The sequence below is a fragment of the Phytohabitans kaempferiae genome (genome assembly GCF_042433955.1).
Lineage (GTDB): Bacteria > Actinomycetota > Actinomycetes > Mycobacteriales > Micromonosporaceae > Phytohabitans > Phytohabitans kaempferiae.
In genome coordinates this window covers 335,686-352,067 of record NZ_JBHLUH010000012.1, presented here as the reverse complement: position 1 = coordinate 352,067, position 16,382 = coordinate 335,686, and the positions used below count along the sequence as shown (strand labels likewise).

The 16,382-nt window shown below is 70.4% G+C and carries 19 protein-coding genes; 9 read left to right on the top strand and 10 right to left on the bottom strand.

The window, feature by feature from the left end:
- Positions 1–22 precede the first annotated feature (22 nt).
- The gene (locus tag ACFFIA_RS11335) at positions 23–880 is read left to right on the top strand and encodes a PhzF family protein (RefSeq protein ID WP_377249522.1); all 858 of its coding nucleotides are present in this window, start codon (positions 23–25) and stop codon (positions 878–880) included.
- Positions 881–938: 58 nt separating this feature from the next.
- On the opposite strand, the gene ACFFIA_RS11330 is transcribed toward ACFFIA_RS11335, so the two are convergent.
- Complete coding sequence (locus tag ACFFIA_RS11330) at positions 939–1,433, bottom strand: beta/alpha barrel domain-containing protein (protein WP_377249520.1); 495 nt, start codon at positions 1,431–1,433, stop codon at positions 939–941.
- Positions 1,434–1,511: 78 nt separating this feature from the next.
- Complete coding sequence (locus tag ACFFIA_RS11325; RefSeq protein WP_377249518.1) at positions 1,512–2,213, bottom strand: HAD family hydrolase; 702 nt, start codon at positions 2,211–2,213, stop codon at positions 1,512–1,514.
- Positions 2,214–2,403: 190 nt separating this feature from the next.
- On the opposite strand from ACFFIA_RS11325, the gene ACFFIA_RS11320 reads away from it, so the two are divergent.
- Together ACFFIA_RS11320 and ACFFIA_RS11315 are read left to right on the top strand one after the other, a co-directional pair.
- Positions 2,404–3,267 (top strand): DMT family transporter, encoded by an 864-nt coding sequence (locus ACFFIA_RS11320; protein WP_377249749.1) that lies wholly within the window; start codon positions 2,404–2,406, stop codon positions 3,265–3,267.
- A 99-nt stretch (positions 3,268–3,366) separates the two neighbouring features.
- Positions 3,367–4,323, top strand: a complete 957-nt coding sequence (locus tag ACFFIA_RS11315; RefSeq protein ID WP_377249516.1) for an HpcH/HpaI aldolase/citrate lyase family protein — start codon at positions 3,367–3,369, stop codon at positions 4,321–4,323.
- A 3-nt stretch (positions 4,324–4,326) separates the two neighbouring features.
- Here the strand turns inward: ACFFIA_RS11315 and ACFFIA_RS11310 are convergent, their stop codons facing one another.
- Positions 4,327–4,734: a DUF4190 domain-containing protein gene (locus ACFFIA_RS11310; RefSeq protein ID WP_377249514.1), complete on the bottom strand. Its 408-nt coding sequence runs from the start codon at positions 4,732–4,734 to the stop codon at positions 4,327–4,329.
- Between the two features lie 106 nt (positions 4,735–4,840).
- Here ACFFIA_RS11310 and ACFFIA_RS11305 point away from each other — a divergent pair, with 106 nt between their 5' ends.
- Positions 4,841–5,638, top strand: a complete 798-nt coding sequence (locus tag ACFFIA_RS11305; protein ID WP_377249512.1) for an SDR family NAD(P)-dependent oxidoreductase — start codon at positions 4,841–4,843, stop codon at positions 5,636–5,638.
- Positions 5,639–5,665: 27 nt separating this feature from the next.
- On the opposite strand, the gene ACFFIA_RS11300 is transcribed toward ACFFIA_RS11305, so the two are convergent.
- Positions 5,666–6,193, bottom strand: a complete 528-nt coding sequence (locus ACFFIA_RS11300) for a DUF4190 domain-containing protein (protein WP_377249510.1) — start codon at positions 6,191–6,193, stop codon at positions 5,666–5,668.
- A 140-nt stretch (positions 6,194–6,333) separates the two neighbouring features.
- Here ACFFIA_RS11300 and ACFFIA_RS11295 point away from each other — a divergent pair, with 140 nt between their 5' ends.
- Positions 6,334–7,530 (top strand): acyl-CoA dehydrogenase family protein, encoded by a 1,197-nt coding sequence (locus ACFFIA_RS11295; RefSeq protein WP_377249508.1) that lies wholly within the window; start codon positions 6,334–6,336, stop codon positions 7,528–7,530.
- Between the two features lie 20 nt (positions 7,531–7,550).
- Here the strand turns inward: ACFFIA_RS11295 and ACFFIA_RS11290 are convergent, their stop codons facing one another.
- The 5 genes from ACFFIA_RS11290 to ACFFIA_RS11270 all read right to left on the bottom strand — a co-directional run bounded on the left by ACFFIA_RS11290 (position 7,551) and on the right by ACFFIA_RS11270 (position 12,006).
- Positions 7,551–8,174 carry an excalibur calcium-binding domain-containing protein gene (locus tag ACFFIA_RS11290; protein WP_377249506.1) on the bottom strand — a complete coding sequence of 208 codons (624 nt, stop codon included), beginning with the start codon at positions 8,172–8,174 and terminating at the stop codon, positions 7,551–7,553.
- A 159-nt stretch (positions 8,175–8,333) separates the two neighbouring features.
- Positions 8,334–9,107, bottom strand: coding sequence for a hypothetical protein (locus tag ACFFIA_RS11285; protein ID WP_377249504.1), 774 nt, complete (start codon positions 9,105–9,107; stop codon positions 8,334–8,336).
- 98 nt (positions 9,108–9,205) lie between these two features.
- Positions 9,206–9,616: a CoA-binding protein gene (locus ACFFIA_RS11280; protein WP_377249502.1), complete on the bottom strand. Its 411-nt coding sequence runs from the start codon at positions 9,614–9,616 to the stop codon at positions 9,206–9,208.
- 281 nt (positions 9,617–9,897) lie between these two features.
- Positions 9,898–10,947 carry an Rv2578c family radical SAM protein gene (locus ACFFIA_RS11275; RefSeq protein ID WP_377249500.1) on the bottom strand — a complete coding sequence of 350 codons (1,050 nt, stop codon included), beginning with the start codon at positions 10,945–10,947 and terminating at the stop codon, positions 9,898–9,900.
- A 39-nt stretch (positions 10,948–10,986) separates the two neighbouring features.
- Positions 10,987–12,006: a LacI family DNA-binding transcriptional regulator gene (locus tag ACFFIA_RS11270; RefSeq protein WP_377249498.1), complete on the bottom strand. Its 1,020-nt coding sequence runs from the start codon at positions 12,004–12,006 to the stop codon at positions 10,987–10,989.
- A 262-nt stretch (positions 12,007–12,268) separates the two neighbouring features.
- Here ACFFIA_RS11270 and ACFFIA_RS11265 point away from each other — a divergent pair, with 262 nt between their 5' ends.
- The gene (locus ACFFIA_RS11265; protein ID WP_377249496.1) at positions 12,269–13,414 is read left to right on the top strand and encodes a Gfo/Idh/MocA family protein; all 1,146 of its coding nucleotides are present in this window, start codon (positions 12,269–12,271) and stop codon (positions 13,412–13,414) included.
- Positions 13,411–14,217 (top strand): sugar phosphate isomerase/epimerase family protein, encoded by an 807-nt coding sequence (locus tag ACFFIA_RS11260; RefSeq protein ID WP_377249494.1) that lies wholly within the window; start codon positions 13,411–13,413, stop codon positions 14,215–14,217. The genes ACFFIA_RS11265 and ACFFIA_RS11260 overlap by 4 nt, the downstream gene beginning before the upstream one ends.
- 93 nt (positions 14,218–14,310) lie before the next feature.
- Here ACFFIA_RS11260 and trxA read toward each other — a convergent pair whose 3' ends face one another.
- A complete protein-coding gene (gene trxA, locus ACFFIA_RS11255) occupies positions 14,311–14,673 on the bottom strand; it encodes a thioredoxin (RefSeq protein ID WP_377249492.1) in 363 nt (120 codons plus the stop codon).
- 523 nt (positions 14,674–15,196) lie between these two features.
- Here trxA and ACFFIA_RS11250 point away from each other — a divergent pair.
- Both ACFFIA_RS11250 and ACFFIA_RS11245 read left to right on the top strand, forming a co-directional pair.
- A complete protein-coding gene (locus ACFFIA_RS11250) occupies positions 15,197–15,715 on the top strand; it encodes a MaoC family dehydratase (protein WP_377249490.1) in 519 nt (172 codons plus the stop codon).
- Positions 15,716–15,793: 78 nt separating this feature from the next.
- Positions 15,794–16,339, top strand: a complete 546-nt coding sequence (locus tag ACFFIA_RS11245) for a hypothetical protein (protein ID WP_377249488.1) — start codon at positions 15,794–15,796, stop codon at positions 16,337–16,339.
- Positions 16,340–16,382: the final 43 nt, after the last annotated feature.

The following is a 16,382-nucleotide window of genomic DNA, read 5'->3' as shown; positions in this document are numbered from 1 at the left end:
TAGTGCCATAGGCTGCGGAGGCATGTCGACCTTGGACTACCAGATCGTGGACGTGTTCACCGACCGGGCGTTCGCCGGCAACCCGCTCGCGGTGGTGTTCGGCGCGCAGGACCTGGCAACGGAGCAGCTTCAGGCGATCGCGCGGGAGTTCAACCTCTCGGAGACCGTCTTCATCCTGCCGCCGAGTGACCCGGCGGCGGCGACGTACCGTGCCCGGATCTTCACCCCGCAGGTGGAGCTGCCGTTCGCCGGTCACCCCAGCGTGGGCGCGGCGGTGGTACAGGCCGGCGGTCCGGGCCGGGTGATCCAGGAGTGCGGCGCCGGGCTGCTGCCGATCGAGGTGACCGGGGACGGCCGGGCCACGCTCACCGGCGGTACCCCCACGCTCGGCCCCGAGCTGGACCCCGCACCGCTGCTCGCCACCGCGGGGCTGGCCGCGGCTGACTTCGCCGGCCCGGCCCCGCGTACGGCGGGCTGCGGCATCGACTTCCCGTACCTGTCGGTGCGCCCCGACGCCGTGTCCCGCGCGATGCTCGACCATGCCGCGGCGGCCCGGGACGGCGTCGGTGAGGTCATCATCGTGGCCTGGGACGCGGCCACGAGTGGCGCGCACGTACGGATGTTCGGCCCCGGCGTGGGCGTCGCCGAAGATCCGGCCACCGGCTCCGCTGCGCTGGGGCTGGGCGTGTGGCTGGTGGCGAGCGGGCTGCTGCCCGGCGAGGGCGAGTCGGCGTACACCGTCCGGCAGGGCGCCGAGATCCACCGGCCGTCCACACTGGAGTGCACGGTGACGGCCGCCGGTGGCGCGGTGGTCAAGGCCACGGTGAGCGGCCAGGTTGTCCCGGTCGCCGAGGGGCGGATCAACATACCGTCCGCATGAGACGCCAGCCGGTGGGCGGGAGGCTCAGGCTTGACCACGCCCCCCCCGCGACCGCGCGTCATCGGGAGGAGGGGCGGGCGCCGCGCACGCGGTGCAGGCGAAACGGGCGCTTGGCGGGCCGGGCGGCCGGCGACTCGCGGGGCGGGGTGGCCTCGGAGCCGTCGCTCCGCGCCTCCGGCTCGCCCGCCGGCGCCAGCCGGTTGACCGCGCACTCGGCCGCCCACCGCTCGGCGAGGGCGGTGGCCGAGCCGGGCGCGTTGAGGCGCTTCGCGGCGAGTTGGGGGGCCACGGTGGCCCACTCCTCGCTGCCCGGATCGACCCGGGTCACCTCCGCCGGCCAGGTCACGATCCGCCCGCCGTGGTCGCCGCGGAGGCTGACCCGGGCCGCGCCGGCGTCGGCGAGACCGGGCGCCGACTGCTCGCCGGGGCCGCTCACCACGTACAGCGCGTCGTCGATCGGCAGGCACCACAGCGCGAGTGCCGGGCCGTCGCCGACCGACACCCACGCGACGGCCGCCTTCTTCATCGCCTCCGTCACCAGTGGATCCGCCATGAAGGCATCATGCCTCAGCGCGCCCGGCTCCGGCCCCGCCAGAGCCGAGCGGACTGAGGTCCCGGCCTCAGCCGGCGTTCACCCCACCGGTACCGGCGTCCGGTCGACGAGGAGGGGCAGCTCGGTGAGGGCGGTCACGGTCAGGCCGGTCCAGTCGGTCTCCGCGTTGAAGATCAGGTGGTGGGCCAGGTCCGGGGCGGCCAGCCGGACCGGGGTCATGCCGAGCATGGCGGCGCCGGTCAGCTCTTGGCTGCCGCCGTCGCCGACGTAGAGGCAGTCGCTCGGCTGGACGCCCAGCCGCTCGCACGCCTCCAGGTAGATCACCGGGTCTGGTTTGCACCGTCCGATCTCGACGGAGTACGCGCGGGCGTCGAGCAGTCCGGCCACCGGCAGCGTGGGCAGCAACGCCGGTAGCTCGTGTGTGCAGTCGCTCACTACAGCCGTAGCGAGGCCGCGGCGGCGCAGGGCGCGCAGCGTGGGCACCGCGTCCAGGCGCAGTGTCGTGTCCGCCCGCATCGCCTGGTTTCGGGCGGCCAGCGCGGCGCGCAGCGTCCTCGGCGAGGGGTGCACGCCGAGCTGCTCGGCGATCCAGCGCATGGTCTCCTCGGCCGAGCCGTACAGGCCGCGGGCCCGCTCGTAGTACGACCTGTCGAGTACGGCGAACAGCGCCTCCGTAGTGCAGCCGAGGGCCTGGGCGACGGCGGCGTGCGCGGGCCCACGCCGGGTCGAAAGGGTCAAAGTGCCATAAAAATCGAAAAGTACCGCATGGTACGCGGACACGGCGAATCAGCCTCCGAGGGTTCTGAGGGGTATCCCGAGGCACGGATCGGGCGAGCGTATCTGGATCACGGCAGCAGAAAAGCCGGCAACTGTTAGTAAGGAATTAACTGCAAGAAGTTACGTGTGAGGATAAATCACCGTGCATCACCGCCCGGATCTCCTGACGCTGGCGGCGATCGGGCTGGCGGTGATGTCCGTTTCGTCCTCGGCGCCCCTGATCGCGTACGCGTCCGCCCCCGCCCTGGCCATCGCGTTCTGGCGCAACTTCCTCGCGGCTGGAGTGCTCGCTCCGGCCGCGCTCGTACACCGTCGCGGCGAGCTGCGGGCGATGGTGGCCGGTGACCGCCGCACCGAGGCCCGGTACAGCGTGCTGGCCGGTGTTGCCCTCGCCGTCCACTTCGGCACCTGGATGCCGAGCGCCCAGCTCACCTCGGTGGCCACCGCGACCGCGCTGGTCGCCACGCAGCCGGTGTGGCAGGGTCTGCTCGCGCTCGGCCAGGGGCGCCGCCTGCGCCCGGTGATGTGGGTCGGCATCGGCATCGCGGTCGCCGGTGCCGTACTGGCGACCGGCGCCGACTTCGGCACGTCCGGCCGGGCCCTCCTCGGCGACGTACTGGCACTGGTCGGCGCGATGGCGGGCGCGGTGTACACCGCGTTCGGCGAGCGGGCCCGCGTGTCGCTCAGCACCACCACGTACACGCTGGTCTGCTACTCGGTCTGCGCTGCCGGGCTGCTCGTGGTGTGCCTGGTGGCCGGGGTGCGGCTGGGCGGGTACGCGCACACCACCTGGCTGGCCATCGTCGGCCTCGTGGTCGGCGCACAACTGCTGGGGCACTCGATGTTCAACTACGCGCTGCGCAGGGTCTCCGCGACCACCGTCAGCATGTTGATCCTGCTGGAGGTGCCCGGCGCGGCGCTGATCGCCTGGCTCTGGCTGGGGCAGGTGCCGCGCGCCGCGTCGCTACCTGGGCTGGCGCTGCTGGTGGCGGGCGTGGCGGTGGTCGTACTCGGTAGCACGCGGGCGCTCCGCCGGCCGCCGGAACCGATGGTCTGACCTCGCCAGTGAGATCTTCCACAGGTTGGTTCTCGGCGGTCGGCGCCCGAGGTTACCGTTTCGTGGTCTGCGCCTTACCGATCGCTAAGGAGCCAATCGATGGTCGCTCTTGGACGTCCGCGCCGCTCCTGCCTGGCGGTGCCGGGGTCGAGCCTGAAGATGCTGGAGAAGGCGCGCGGGCTGCCGGCTGACCAGGTGTTTCTGGATCTTGAGGATGCGGTGGCGCCGTTGGCCAAGCCGGACGCGCGTAAGAACGTCGTGGCGGCGCTCAACGAGGGTGACTGGGGTGGTAAGACGCGGGCGGTGCGGGTCAACGACCTGACGACGTCGTGGACGTATCGGGATGTGGTCGAGGTGGTCGAGGGTGCTGGTGCCAACCTCGACTGTGTGATGTTGCCGAAGGTGCAGTCGGCGTCGCATGTGCAGTGGCTGGATCTCACGTTGACCCAGATCGAGAAGTCGCTGGGCTTGGAGGTTGGGCGGATCGGGATCGAGGCGCAGATCGAGAACGCGGCGGGTCTGGTGAATGTGGACGCGATCGCGGCGGCTTCGCCTCGGGTCGAGACGATCATCTTCGGGCCGGCGGATTTCATGGCGAGTATCAACATGCGGTCGCTGGTGGTCGGTGGGTTGATGCCGCAGTATCCGGGGGATCCGTATCACTACATTTTGATGCGGTTGCTGATGGCCGCGCGGATGCATGACAAGCAGGCGATCGATGGGCCGTTCCTGCAGATCCGGGATGTGGATGGGTTCCGGGAGGTGGCGCAGCGGTCGGCGGCGTTGGGTTTCGATGGCAAGTGGGTGTTGCATCCGGGGCAGATCGAGGTGGCCAACGAGGTGTACTCGCCGGCTCAGGATGACTACGACCACGCGGAGTTGATCCTGGACGCGTACGAGTACTACACCTCGGAAGCGGGCGGGAAGCTGGGCGCGGCGATGCTCGGTGACGAGATGATCGACGAGGCGTCGCGGAAGATGGCCCTCGTGGTCGCGGCCAAGGGGCGAGCCGCCGGCATGACCCGCACCAGCACCTTCACTCCGCCGGAGGGCTGAGCCTCAGTAGGTGGAGCTGCCGGTCTCGCTGTTGATCGCGATCACGATGATCACCACGTAGAAGGCGAGCAACAGGAGCAGCAGGCCGGTGAGGATCCAGCCGACGATGATGCCGGCCAGCGCCAGGCCGTCGCCACCTTCGCCGCGCTCGCGGATCTGCCGCCGGGCGACGTGGCCGAGGATCGCGCCCACGGGCGCGCTGATGCAGGTGGCGAGGCCGGCGAGCGAGCAGACCAGCGCCGCGATCGCCAGCCCGTTGGTGGGCGGCGAGGGCGGGTACGGGTATCCCGGGTACATCGGTGCGGCATAACCCTGCGGGATCGGCTGGCCGCTCACCGGGTAGCCCGGATCCTGCTGGCCGGCCTGAGACGGCCAGGAAGGATCGCTCCAGTTGCCGGGCTGCTGCGTCATAACGATCTCCGTCGTAGGGGGTGGCCGCCAGGGTAGCGTTCGGCAGCCACCCGTTGGTGACCCCCGGCCGTTGCCCATGCTGGGCCGACCGGGCAGGATCGCGGGCATGGACGACGACGCGACCACCTCCGCGCCCGACTACGGCACGCTCCGCCTCGACGGTCGAGTGGCGCTGGTCACCGGCGCCGGCAGCGCGGACGGCATCGGATACGCGACCGCCCGGCGCCTGGTCGACCTTGGCGCCCGCGTGGCGATCGTGTCCACCACGCGCCGCATCCACGAGCGCGCGTCGGAGCTGGGCGCCACCGGATTCGTGGCTGACCTGACCGACGAGTCCGAGGTCGGCGCGCTGGCCGACGCGATCGCCGAGCAGCTTGGCGACGTGGAGGTGCTGGTCAACAACGCCGGTCTGGCGAGCCGCACCAGCCCCGAGGTGCTGCGGCCGGTCGCGCAGCTCACGTTCGACGAGTGGCGGGCGGAGATCGACCGCAACCTGACCACGGCGTTCCTGTGTAGCCGGGCGTTCATCGGCGGCATGGCCGAGCGCGGCTGGGGACGCATCGTCAACCTCGCCGCCACCGCGGGTCCGATCAACGCGCTCCCCACCGAGGCGGCGTACGCGGCGGCGAAGGCCGGCGTCGTCGGGCTCACCCGCGCGCTGGCGATGGAGATGGTCGCCGACGGCGTGACGGTCAACGCGGTCGCGCCGGGCACGATCTACACCGCGGCGTCCACTGTGGCCGAGCTCAAGCAGGGCCTTGGTACGCCGATCGGCCGCCCGGGCACGCCCGACGAGGTGGCCGCAGCGATCACGTTCCTCTGCTCACCGGCGGCGTCGTACATCACCGGGCAGATGCTCGTGGTCGACGGCGGTAACAGCGTGCGGGAGGCGCAGTTTCGGTAGGCCGCTCCGACTGCGCCCCGCCCGCGTTCAGTAGGAGGAGCCGGAGCCGCTGCTGGCGATGGCGCCGATCACACCGATGCAGCAGAAGAGCAGCGTCAGGCTCGTGAAGATGTAGCTGAGCACGAGGCCGGCGGTGGCCAGACCGCCGCCCTGCTCGCCCCGCTCCTTGATCTGCTTCTTCGCCAGGTGGCCGAGCACGATGCCGACCGGGGCGAAGACGAACGCGAAGACCAGCGACAGGATCGCCATCACGTTCGTGCTGCCCGACTGGGGCGGGGGGTAGCCGCCGGCGGGGTACTGTGGCGCGCCGTAGCCCTGCGCGCCGTACTGCGGCGTGCTGTACTGCCCGCCGTAGGGCTGCTGGCTTCCGTACTCCTGCCCCGTGTAGGGCTGGCCGGTGTAGGGCTGACCACTGTACGGCGCGGCGGGCGAACCGGGCTGGCTGCCGTACGGCGCGGCCGGCGACCCGGGCTGCGGCTGACCGTACGGGTCCGAGTACGGCTGCTGCGGCTGGTTGGGGTCGTACGGCTGCTGCGGCTGGTACGGGTCGGTCATTTCTGATTGCCTCCTTGTCCCCCGGCACGCTACTAGGCCCGGTGAACCTTTTCACACACGTACCATGCGACCGGCCATGGGAGCATACTGAGCGAACATTTAGTTACCTGCTGGTAATGTGCGCGACCTTGGAGGCACGCATGGCCCGCCTCGCTCAGACGCCCGGTCTGACCGACATCCAGCGCTCGATCCTGGAGACCGTGCGGGAGTTCGCCGACAAGGAAATCATCCCGCACGCGCAGCGGCTGGAGCACGCCGACGAATATCCGGCCGACATCGTCGACGGCATGCGCGAGATGGGGCTCTTCGGGCTCACGATCGCCGAGGAACACGGCGGGCTCGGCCAGTCGCTGCTCACCTACGCCCTCGTGGTCGAGGAACTGTCCCGTGGCTGGATGTCGATCTCCGGGATCGTCAACACGCACTTCATCGTGGCGTACCTGATCTCGCAATACGGCACCGCCGAGCAGAAGGCCAGCCTGCTACCTCGCATGGCCAGCGGCGAGGCACGCGGCGCGTTCTCCATGTCAGAACCCGGCTGCGGCTCCGACGTGGCCGCCATCCGCTCCAAAGGCGTCCGCGACGGCACCGACTACGTCCTCAACGGACAGAAGATGTGGCTGACCAACGGCGCCTACTCCTCCGTCGTGGCCACACTGGTCAAGACCGACACCGGCGCCGACTCCGTCTACGCCAACATGACCACCTTCCTCCTGGAAAAACAGCCCGGCATCGGCGAAACCGCGCCCGGCCTCACCATCCCCGGCAAGATCGAAAAAATGGGGTACAAAGGCGTCGAGACCACCGAGATGATCCTCGACAACATGCGCGTACCAGCGTCCACTGTGCTCGGTGGCGAGGCCGGCGTGGGGCGCGGCTTCTACCAGATGATGGACGGCATCGAGGTCGGCCGCGTCAACGTCGCCGCCCGCGCCTGCGGCATCTCCATCCGCGCCTTCGAACTTGCCATCGCGTACGCCCAACAACGCCAGACCTTCGGCACACCACTGACCGGCCACCAAGCGATCGCGTTCAAACTCGCCGAGATGGGCACGAAGATCGAGGCCGCGCACGCGCTGATGGTCAACGCCGCTCGTCTGAAGGACTCCGGCGCCCGCAACGACGTCGAGGCCGGCATGGCCAAGCTGCTCGCCTCCGAATACTGCGCCGAGGTGGTGCAGGAGTCATTCCGCATACACGGCGGCTACGGCTACTCCAAGGAGTACGAGATCGAGCGCCTCATGCGCGAAGCGCCGTTCCTCCTGATCGGCGAAGGCACCTCAGAAATCCAGAAAACCATCATCTCGCGGGGCCTCCTCAAGGAGTACCGCGCCTAGGATCGGCCCCGCCGAGCCCGTCACTTCTCCGGTTTCTCGTCGCAGGCGATGCCGTTGCCGTCCTTGTCGAGCTTGGCTGAATAGCCCGGATCGCCGGGGTAGAGCGGCGCCGCGGACGCTCGCCATGCCTTGTTGCAGTTCTGGTACGTGAAGGTGCCCCCTGCCGGAGGCGTGGTGGTCGGGTCGGCGTCGCCGCCCTCGCCCGGCACGGGCCCTGGCGTGGGCGACTTGCGCGGCGAGGGGTCGCCGCCGGTCGTGGCGGCCCGGCCCTTGGTCGGCGGCGGTGGAGGTGGTGGTGGCGCCTGCTCGGCCGGCGATCCCCTGCCCGTTGGCGGCAGCGGCTGGACGGCCGGTTCGGGCGCCACGGGCTGGCGTGGCGGATTCGCCATCGGTGCCGGTGCGGCGAACACCACGCCGAAGAGCGCCGTGCCGAACGCGATCGCCACCAGCAGCGCCACCGCGAAGAGCACGAAGCGCCGCCGGTTGGCCGTCTTCGCCGTCTGGTTGGTCTGGGCGGCAGCCGAGGGATCGTTGCGCGGCCGCCCCTTGCGGAGTGGGCGGTAGTGCGCGGTCGCCTGGTTGGCCCGCCCGTAGACGGACGCCCGCCGCTGCTGCGACGGCTCGTCGAGTGGCGGGTACGACACCTGAAGAGTTTTACACGGTTTGACGGCACCGTTGGGGCCCGATACTGCCGTGCATCGCGGGAAGCGGCCCAAGAGCTGTTTCGCAAGGGCAATGGCCGTCCCGCGGCGGGCCCGGACGACGACCGGCGGGCACCGGACGCCGCCTCGGCTGTGAGGGCCCTAGATGTCGAGCGCGGCGGTGAGGCGGTCGAGTTCGCCGCGCGTGCCGATCTCCGCGCGGTGCTCCGGATTGTCGACGTAGTAACGGATCGCGCTGGCGAGGAAGGCGGCGTCCACCGCGAGCCAGCGGTGCAGGATGCGCACCACGTACGCCCCGTAGTCGGGCGGCTGGCGGCGCACCAGAAGCGAGATCTGGCGCGGCTTTTCCATCGGCGCCGGCGGCCCGCTCGCGAGCACCGACTCCCAGCGCACCAGATGCGTGCGTACGCTCCGCACCAGCAGGCCGCCCGGCCGCAGCTCGACCCGCGGCCCGCGGAAGAGCGTCCAGCCCGCCACCGTGAAGATGATCGCCACCGTCACCAGTGTCTGGGCCCAGCCGGCGGCGGAGATGCTCACCTCGCCGTCGGGCGCACGCTCGGTCGCGAGACCGTTGCCGGCCAGAAACATCAGCATGATGACGAACGGGCCCACCATCCACGGCGAAGTCGGCGTGACGAACGCGGGGCGGCCGCGATCGCCGAACAGCAGCGTCCGTGGGGCCGGTCGCGGCCGGGGACAGAGGCGGGCAAAAGCCAGCAAGGGTACGGCCAGCGCCGTCACCGCGCCGGCCGCGTAGACCGCGAACGCGGGCACGAAGCTGAGCCGCCACGACATCGGCTCGATACCGAACTCGACCACCACGCGCAGCGCGAACGCGCCGAGGCCCAGGAGCAACGCCGTCGCCTGGACGTTGCTCACGCTGGTGGTCAGATCCTCCCGGACATGGCGGGTCACAAGAGCTCCGGGCCGGGGGAGGGGGTGGCCGGGACGGTCATGCTACGCAGGGTAGGAAAACCTCTCGTCCAGCGCGAGCCCGGTTTTGTGCGACGGCGTCACGCGGGGCGGCGGGTGAGCTTGCCAACCGCCCGCTCGACGGCGAGGCAGCGGTCTTCCACGTAGTCGATTCCCGCCTCGGTGGCGATGCGCCGCGCCTCGGGGGAAACGATGTCGAGCTGGAGCCACACCGCCGGCGCCCCGATCGCCACCGCCTCGCGTACCACCTCGACCGCGTCCTCGGCCGGGCGGAACACGTCGACGAGGTCGACCTTCTCCGGGATGTCGGCGAGTGATCGATAGACCCGCTCGCCGAACAGCTCATCCGCGTACGGGTTGACCGGGATGATCCGCCAGCCGTGACGCTGCATCTGGAGCGGCACTGTGTGGGCCGGCTTCTCGGGGTCGCGGGAGGCGCCGACGACCGCGATGACCGCTGACTCCGCCAGGATCTGCTGAGCGCTTCGCACGGTCCGACGATAGCTCGGTTTCGATCACGGCTTCCGGCGCCCGCGGGCGCGCTGGCGCAGCTCGCTGGCGACCGCGTACTTCCTGCGCTCGTGTCGCCACTACCTCACGAAATCCCTAGGGCGTGTCTGGTGGATCTTGTGGGTGCGAGGCGAGGTCCAGGCGGCGGTCCGGTGGTGCCGGGCGGAAGGTCGCATACCGGTGTTGTATGTGGCCTTTCGTCCGGTGCCGCCGGGCGCCGTCTGGGCCCGCCGCAGCCCCGCAAAGATCCACCAGACACGCCCTAGAGGAGGGTCAGCTGCTCCGGCTCGACCCGGAGCGGCTCCGGCGTCTCGGGCTGGCGGGCCTCGCCCGGCTCGGCGCGGTCGAGCCCGTGCCGGCGCGCGGCCATGCGGACCCGGGCGGTCACCTCGCGCTGGTACTCCTTCGGCAGGTAGGAACCGCGCCCGTAGAGCCGGCGGTAGTGCGGGGCCAGCGCCGGAAACTCGCGGGTGAGCCACGACGCGTACCACTCCCGGGCGCCGGGGCGCAGGTGCAGCGGGATCGGCGTGATGCCGCTGGCGCCGGAGGCCGCGATGGCCGCGACGGTCGCCTCGATCGCGTCGTCGGTGTCGGTGAGGCCGGGCAGGATCGGCGCCATCAGCACGCTGACCCGGAAGCCGGCGTCGGTGAGGGCGCGCACCGTGTCGAGCCGGCGTCGCGGGCTGGGCGTGCCCGACTCGACCGACCGCCACATCCGCTCGTCGACGAAGCCGACCGACATCGCGACGCCCACCTGGGTCACCTCGGCCGCCTGCCGCAGCGGCGGGAGGTCGCGCAGGATCAGCGTGCCCTTGGTGAGGATCGAGAACGGATTGGCGAAGTCGCGCAGCGCCGAGAGGATCTGCGGCATCAGCCGGTAGCGCCCCTCGGCGCGCTGGTAGGGGTCGACGTTGGTGCCCATCGCGACGTGCTCGCCCCGCCACCGGGGCGCGGCCAGCTCGCGCCGCACCAGCTCGCCCGCGTTGATCTTCACCACGACCTTGGTGTCGAAGTCACGCCCCGCGTCGAGGTCGAGATAGGTGTGCGTGCCCCGGGCGAAGCAGTAGCTGCACGCGTGGCTGCAACCGCGGTAAGGGTTGATCGTCCAGGTGAAGGCCATGCGGGACGAACCCGGCACGCGATTGATGATGCTCTTGGCGCGCACCTCGTAGAAGGTCATGCCGGCGAAGCCCGGAGTGTCGAACGTGCGCGCCACCGCGCCGGGCAGCGCCAGCGGCAGGGGTGGAGCCGCTGGCGCCGGCCCGTCTGGGACTCCACCGTCGGGGGGAGCCGACAGGTTGTCCCAGCGCATGCAGCATATTCGAACATGCGTACGAGAAGAGTGCAAGCACTACGCGGGCGGCGCGCCGGTGCTGTCGCGGAGCACCAGCTCGGCACCGACCTGCTCGATCCGGGGCGCGACCGTCTCGCCCGGCTCGAGCGCCAGCGTCATCGCGCGGGCGCCCATGTCGACCAGCGGCAGCCGCACGGTGGTGAGCGCGGGCGTCACGTCGCGGGCGATCGGCATGTCGTCGAAGCCGATCACGCTGACCCGCTCCGGCACCGCGATGTCACGGGAGCGGAGCAGCGACAGCACGCCGATCGCCATCGAGTCGTTGAGCGCCGCGAACGCGGTGAGGTCGGGCTCGGCGTCGAGGAGGGCGGCGGCCGCCTCGGCTCCGCTGGTGCGGTCGAAGTCGGCGTACGCGATGCGGCGCGCGGGCAGTTTGTGGCCGTGCTCCCGGGTCGCCCGCCGGAACCCGGCCAGCCGGTCGGTCGTGGTGGTGAGCGGCTTGGGGCCGGCGATCACGCCGATCCGCTCGTGGCCCAGCTCGTAGAGGTGGCTGGCGAGCAGGTAGCCGCCCATCTCGTTGTCGGGCACCACCGCGTCGCCGGCGTGCTCGTGGCGACCGATGACGGCGACCCGCCCGCCGGTGCTCTCGTACACGCGCAGCTTGCCGTCGAGCGCCTTGGTGAAGTCTTCGTCGTGGTAGCCCGAGCCGGCCAGCACGATCGCGGCGACCTGGTGGGCCCGGAGCAGCTCGACGTACTCCAGCTCCTTGACCGGGTCACGGTAGCTGTTGCAGATGATGACGAGCCGCCCGTGCGTGGTGGCGACCCGCTGGAGCCCGCGAGTGATCTCCGCGAAGTACGGGTCGGAGACGTCGTGCACGATCACGCCGATCGCGGTGCGGTGGGAGCGGGCCAGGAGCTGGGCGTGCGCGTTCGGCACGTACTGCAACTCCTCGACGGCGGCGAGGACCCGCTCGCGCAGGGCGTCGGTGACCGGCTTCGAACTGCCGTTGATGATCCGGGACGCGGTGGCCGGCGATACGCCCGCACGCCGCGCGACATCGGCCAGCGTCGCCATCGCAACCTCCACCTACGCGCACATGACCTGCGGCGGAGCAGCGCGCCCGGCCTCTGCCCGTGGCGCTCGCCTCGCTCGCGTGCGGCCCGGAAAGCCGGTGCGGTCCGTCCTCGTCGGTGCGGACCTCGTGACCCCCCACGTCCATTTGCGGAATGAGAATACCGTGGCCCCGCCCATATTGAGGAAAGGCCTTGCAGCGCAACAGCGGAGGCCAGTACCGTGATCGAGGAAAGCGCTTACCTCGAAACGATTGGACCCTCGCATGGCCCGCAGGACGATCGGCATCGCGCTCAACGGCGTGACCGGGCGGATGGGATATCGGCAGCACCTGGTGCGCTCGCTGCTCGCGATTCGTGAGCAGGGCGGCCTGGCGCTGCGCGACGGCACCCGGCTGTGGCCGGAGCCGGTGCTGGTAGGGCGCAGCGAGACCAAGCTCCGCGAGATCGCCGACCGTCACGGGCTCACCGAGTGGACCACCGACCTGACGAGCGCGCTGGCCCGCCCCGACGTCGAGATCTACTTCGACGCGCAGGTGACCGCCCAGCGGGAGAAGGCGCTGCGTGCCGCGATCGACGCAGGCAAGCACATCTACACCGAGAAGCCGATCGCCGAAGACCTCGCCACCGCCATCGACCTGGCCCGCCTCGCCGACGCCGCGGGCATCAAGCACGGCGTGGTGCAGGACAAGCTCTTCCTGCCCGGCCTGCGCAAGCTGGCCCGCCTGGTCGAGGGGGGCTTTTTCGGCCGCATCCTGTCGGTACGCGGCGAGTTCGGCTACTGGGTCTTCGAGGGCGACTGGCAGGCCGCCCAGCGTCCCTCGTGGAACTACCGGGCCGCCGACGGCGGTGGGATCACAGTGGACATGTTCCCGCACTGGCACTACGTGCTGGAGCAGGTCTTCGGCCGGGTCAACGCGGTCACCGCGCACGTCACGACCCACATCGACCGGCGGTGGGACGAGGCCGGCGAGGCGTACGACGCGACCGCCGACGACGCGGCCTACGGCATCTTCGAGATCGAGGGCGGCATCGTCGCGCAGATCAACTCCTCGTGGGCTGTGCGGGTCTACCGCGACGAGCTGGTGGAGTTCCAGGTCGACGGCACCGAGGGGAGCGCCGTCGCCGGCCTGCGCAACTGCCGCATCCAGCACCGGTCCACCACGCCCAAGCCGGTGTGGAACCCTGACCTGCCCGCCACCGAAGACTTCCGCAGCCAGTGGCAGGTCGTGCCGGACAACGAGGAGTTCGACAACGGCTTCAAGGCGCAGTGGGAGCTCTTCCTGCGGCACGTGACCGAGGAGACGGAGTACACCTGGGACCTGTGGGCCGGCGCCCGCGGCGTACAACTGGCCGAGCTGGGCCTCCAGTCCGCCCGCGAGGGCCGTCGCATCGAGATTCCTGAGCTGTGAGCGACCGGTTCTCGTTCAACCAGGCGACCGCCAACCGGTGGGCGATCCCCGACCTGGTCGCCGGCTGCGTCGACGCCGGCGTGACGCGCGTGGGGCTGTGGCGCGAGCAGGTCGCCGACTTCGGCCTGGAGAAGACCGCGGCGCTCGTGAAAGACGCCGGCATCGAGGTCACGTCGCTGTGCCGCGGGGGCTTCTTCAGCAAACCCGAGTGGTACGAGGAGAATCGTCGCGCCATCGAAGAGGCGCGCGTGCTCGGTGCGCCCGTGCTGGTGCTGGTCTCCGGCGGGCTGCCGCCCGGTAGCCGCGACATCGACGCGGCCCGGCGGCACGTGGGCGACGCGGTGGGGCGCCTGGTGCCGGCCGCGGTCGAGGCGGGCGTACAGCTGGCGATCGAGCCGCTGCACCCCATGTTCGCCTCGGACCGGTGCGTCGTCTCCAGCCTCGGCCAGGCGCTCGACCTGGCGGCGCCGTATCCGGCGGAGGCTGTCGGCGTGGTCGTCGACACCTATCACCTGTGGTGGGACGACGCGGTGTGGGCGCAGATCGCGCGGGCCGGCCGGGAGGGGCGCATCGCCTGCTTCCAGGCCGCCGACTGGATCACGCCGCTGCCCGAGGGCGTGCTGCTCGGGCGCGCGCTGCCCGGCGAGGGCTGCGTCGAGCTGCGTCGCTTCCGTGCGGCCGTCGACGCCGCCGGCTACACCGGGCCGGTCGAGGTGGAGGTCTTCCACGCCGACCTGTGGGCCCGCCCCGGTGCGGAGATCCTGGCCGCCACGATCGCCGCGTACCGGGAGCACGTCGCCTGAGCCACCGACCTGGCAACACCACACCACATCGCATGAGCAAGGGCGCCTCTCAACGGCGAGAGGCGCCCTCTGCGATGCGAGAGCGGTGCTTTGTCAGTGGTTGTGCGCGGCGAGCTTCTTGCGGACGTCGTCCATGTCGAGCGCCTGCACCTGCTCGATCAGCGACTCCAGCGCCGACTCGGGCAGCGCGCCAGGCTGGGCGAAGACGATCACGCCGTCGCGGATGGCCATGATGGTCGGAATCGACCGGATGTCGAACTTGGCGGCCAGCTCCTGCTGCGCCTCGGTGTCGACCTTGCCGAACACGATGTCCTGGTGCTTCTCCGACGAGCGCTCGTACACCGGCGCGAACCGCACACACGGCCCACACCAGCTGGCCCAGAAGTCGACCAGCACGGTGCCGTCCTTGCTGGTCACCTCGTCGAAGTTCGCCGTGGTCAGCTCAACGGTCGCCATTTGATCTCTCCGATCACGGGGATGTCGCCTACGCGTACTGAAACCTAACGGTCCCGCCCATCATTCCCGACGAACCGGACACGCCGCACGGCGTGGTGGGCTTCACCAGGTGCTCCTTCCGAGACCCTACGGCGAGCATCGAGACAGTGACCATTAGCGATGATCGGCTCGTCACAGGAAGTAATGGGAGCGATTCCATGAGTTTACAAAGCCGTAACCGGGAAAGTATCGAACATGCAGGCCGATACGGGACTCGCGGGTCGGTAACGGTAGGTCACAGCTCGATCGACTCCTACTTACTGTAATGTAACGAAAGGATAACTGTGACCTCTGTCTCGCCCTGAAACCTTTCTCCAGTGCGAGTTGCACGGCAAAATCAACTCATCAAGCGTGGGCGGCGGGTGCCGGGGAGGGCCCCGCCGCTCATTGCGTCCGGGGTCAGTTTTCCGATCTCCCCCTCGCCTCTTGGCTTAACCATCGATAAGGCATCCTTGCCCTAGCTGTTGATCGAGGGAGGGCATGGATGCAGTTCGGCCGGTACTACGAGGAGTTCGAGGTCGGCGCGGTCTACCGGCACTGGCCGGGCAAGACCGTCACGGAGTACGACGACCACCTGTTCTGCCTGCTCACCATGAACCACCACCCGCTCCACATGGACGCTCACTACGCCGAGACGTCCACGCACTTCAAGCGCAACGTGGTGGTCGGCAACTACATCTACTCCCTGCTGCTCGGCATGTCGGTGGCCGACGTGAGCGGCAAGGCCATCGCCAACCTCGAGGTCGAGTCCCTGCGCCACGTCGCGCCCACGTTCCACGGCGACACGATCTACGGCGAGACCACCGTGCTGGACAAGCGCGAGTCCACATCGAAGTCCGACCGGGGCGTGGTCTCGGTGGAGACGAAGGGGTACAAGCAGGACGGCACGCTCGTGTGCGTGTTCCGGCGGCGGGTAATGGTGCCCAAGAAGGAGTACACCGCCGCGGCGGTGCTCGCCGGTGGCGACCCGGAGCGGCCCAGCTTCCCCGAAACTCAGGGCTGAAACGCCGACACGCAGGCCGGCTTTGGCAAGCCGCGCATGACCGCCATATCGGGCATATGCTGACCCCGGGAGGTGGCCATGCCGAGCCAGTCCGCTTCCGGAGAACCGACTTCTACCGATGCCACGTCCGTTGGCGCCGCCGGCCAGGTCGCCGCGATGGCGTTCGCGCCGGGCGAGTGGGAGCTGCTGACCCACCTGCCCGCGCGAGTGATCGTGGCCGCAACCTCCGCCGAGCCGGACGGCCCGCGGCGCACCGTCGCCGAGGGCCTGGCCGGGCTGGACGCGATCGCGGCGGGGCGGGCGTTCGACAGTGACCTGGTCCGCGCGGTGGTCTCCGCCATCTACTCCGAGGCCGACGACGACCGGCCCGCGGCGGAGGAGTTCACCGACCGGGCGGCAGGGCTGGCCGAGGTGCTGGCGGCGTGCCGGCGGGCGACCGCCGTACTCGGCGCGCGGGCCGATCCGGCCGACTCCGCGGCGTACCGCCAGTGGGTCCAGTCGGTGGCCGCGCGCGTCTGTGGGGCCTCCCGCACCGGGGGCCTGCTGGGGCTGGGCGGCGAGCAGGTCAGCAACGCCGAGCGGCGGTTCCTCGACGACCTGGCGGTCGCGCTCGCGCTGAGGTGAGGTTCGGGCCGCCCCCTGCCGGCGGCTCAGGCGCAGCCCGTAC

Coding starts and splice junctions, on each gene's coding strand:
- trxA (WP_377249492.1), bottom strand. CDS start 14,673: ATGGCGACCGTTGAGCTGACCACGGCGAACTTCGACGAGGTGACCAGC.
- ACFFIA_RS11270 (WP_377249498.1), bottom strand. CDS start 12,006: ATGGCGACGCTGGCCGATGTCGCGCGGCGTGCGGGCGTATCGCCGGCC.
- ACFFIA_RS11265 (WP_377249496.1), top strand. CDS start 12,269: ATGGCCCGCAGGACGATCGGCATCGCGCTCAACGGCGTGACCGGGCGG.
- ACFFIA_RS11310 (WP_377249514.1), bottom strand. CDS start 4,734: ATGACGCAGCAGCCCGGCAACTGGAGCGATCCTTCCTGGCCGTCTCAG.
- ACFFIA_RS11320 (WP_377249749.1), top strand. CDS start 2,404: ATGTCCGTTTCGTCCTCGGCGCCCCTGATCGCGTACGCGTCCGCCCCC.
- ACFFIA_RS11315 (WP_377249516.1), top strand. CDS start 3,367: ATGGTCGCTCTTGGACGTCCGCGCCGCTCCTGCCTGGCGGTGCCGGGG.
- ACFFIA_RS11300 (WP_377249510.1), bottom strand. CDS start 6,193: ATGACCGACCCGTACCAGCCGCAGCAGCCGTACGACCCCAACCAGCCG.
- ACFFIA_RS11295 (WP_377249508.1), top strand. CDS start 6,334: ATGGCCCGCCTCGCTCAGACGCCCGGTCTGACCGACATCCAGCGCTCG.
- ACFFIA_RS11330 (WP_377249520.1), bottom strand. CDS start 1,433: ATGGCGGATCCACTGGTGACGGAGGCGATGAAGAAGGCGGCCGTCGCG.
- ACFFIA_RS11305 (WP_377249512.1), top strand. CDS start 4,841: ATGGACGACGACGCGACCACCTCCGCGCCCGACTACGGCACGCTCCGC.
- ACFFIA_RS11250 (WP_377249490.1), top strand. CDS start 15,197: ATGCAGTTCGGCCGGTACTACGAGGAGTTCGAGGTCGGCGCGGTCTAC.
- ACFFIA_RS11245 (WP_377249488.1), top strand. CDS start 15,794: ATGCCGAGCCAGTCCGCTTCCGGAGAACCGACTTCTACCGATGCCACG.
- ACFFIA_RS11275 (WP_377249500.1), bottom strand. CDS start 10,947: ATGCGCTGGGACAACCTGTCGGCTCCCCCCGACGGTGGAGTCCCAGAC.
- ACFFIA_RS11335 (WP_377249522.1), top strand. CDS start 23: ATGTCGACCTTGGACTACCAGATCGTGGACGTGTTCACCGACCGGGCG.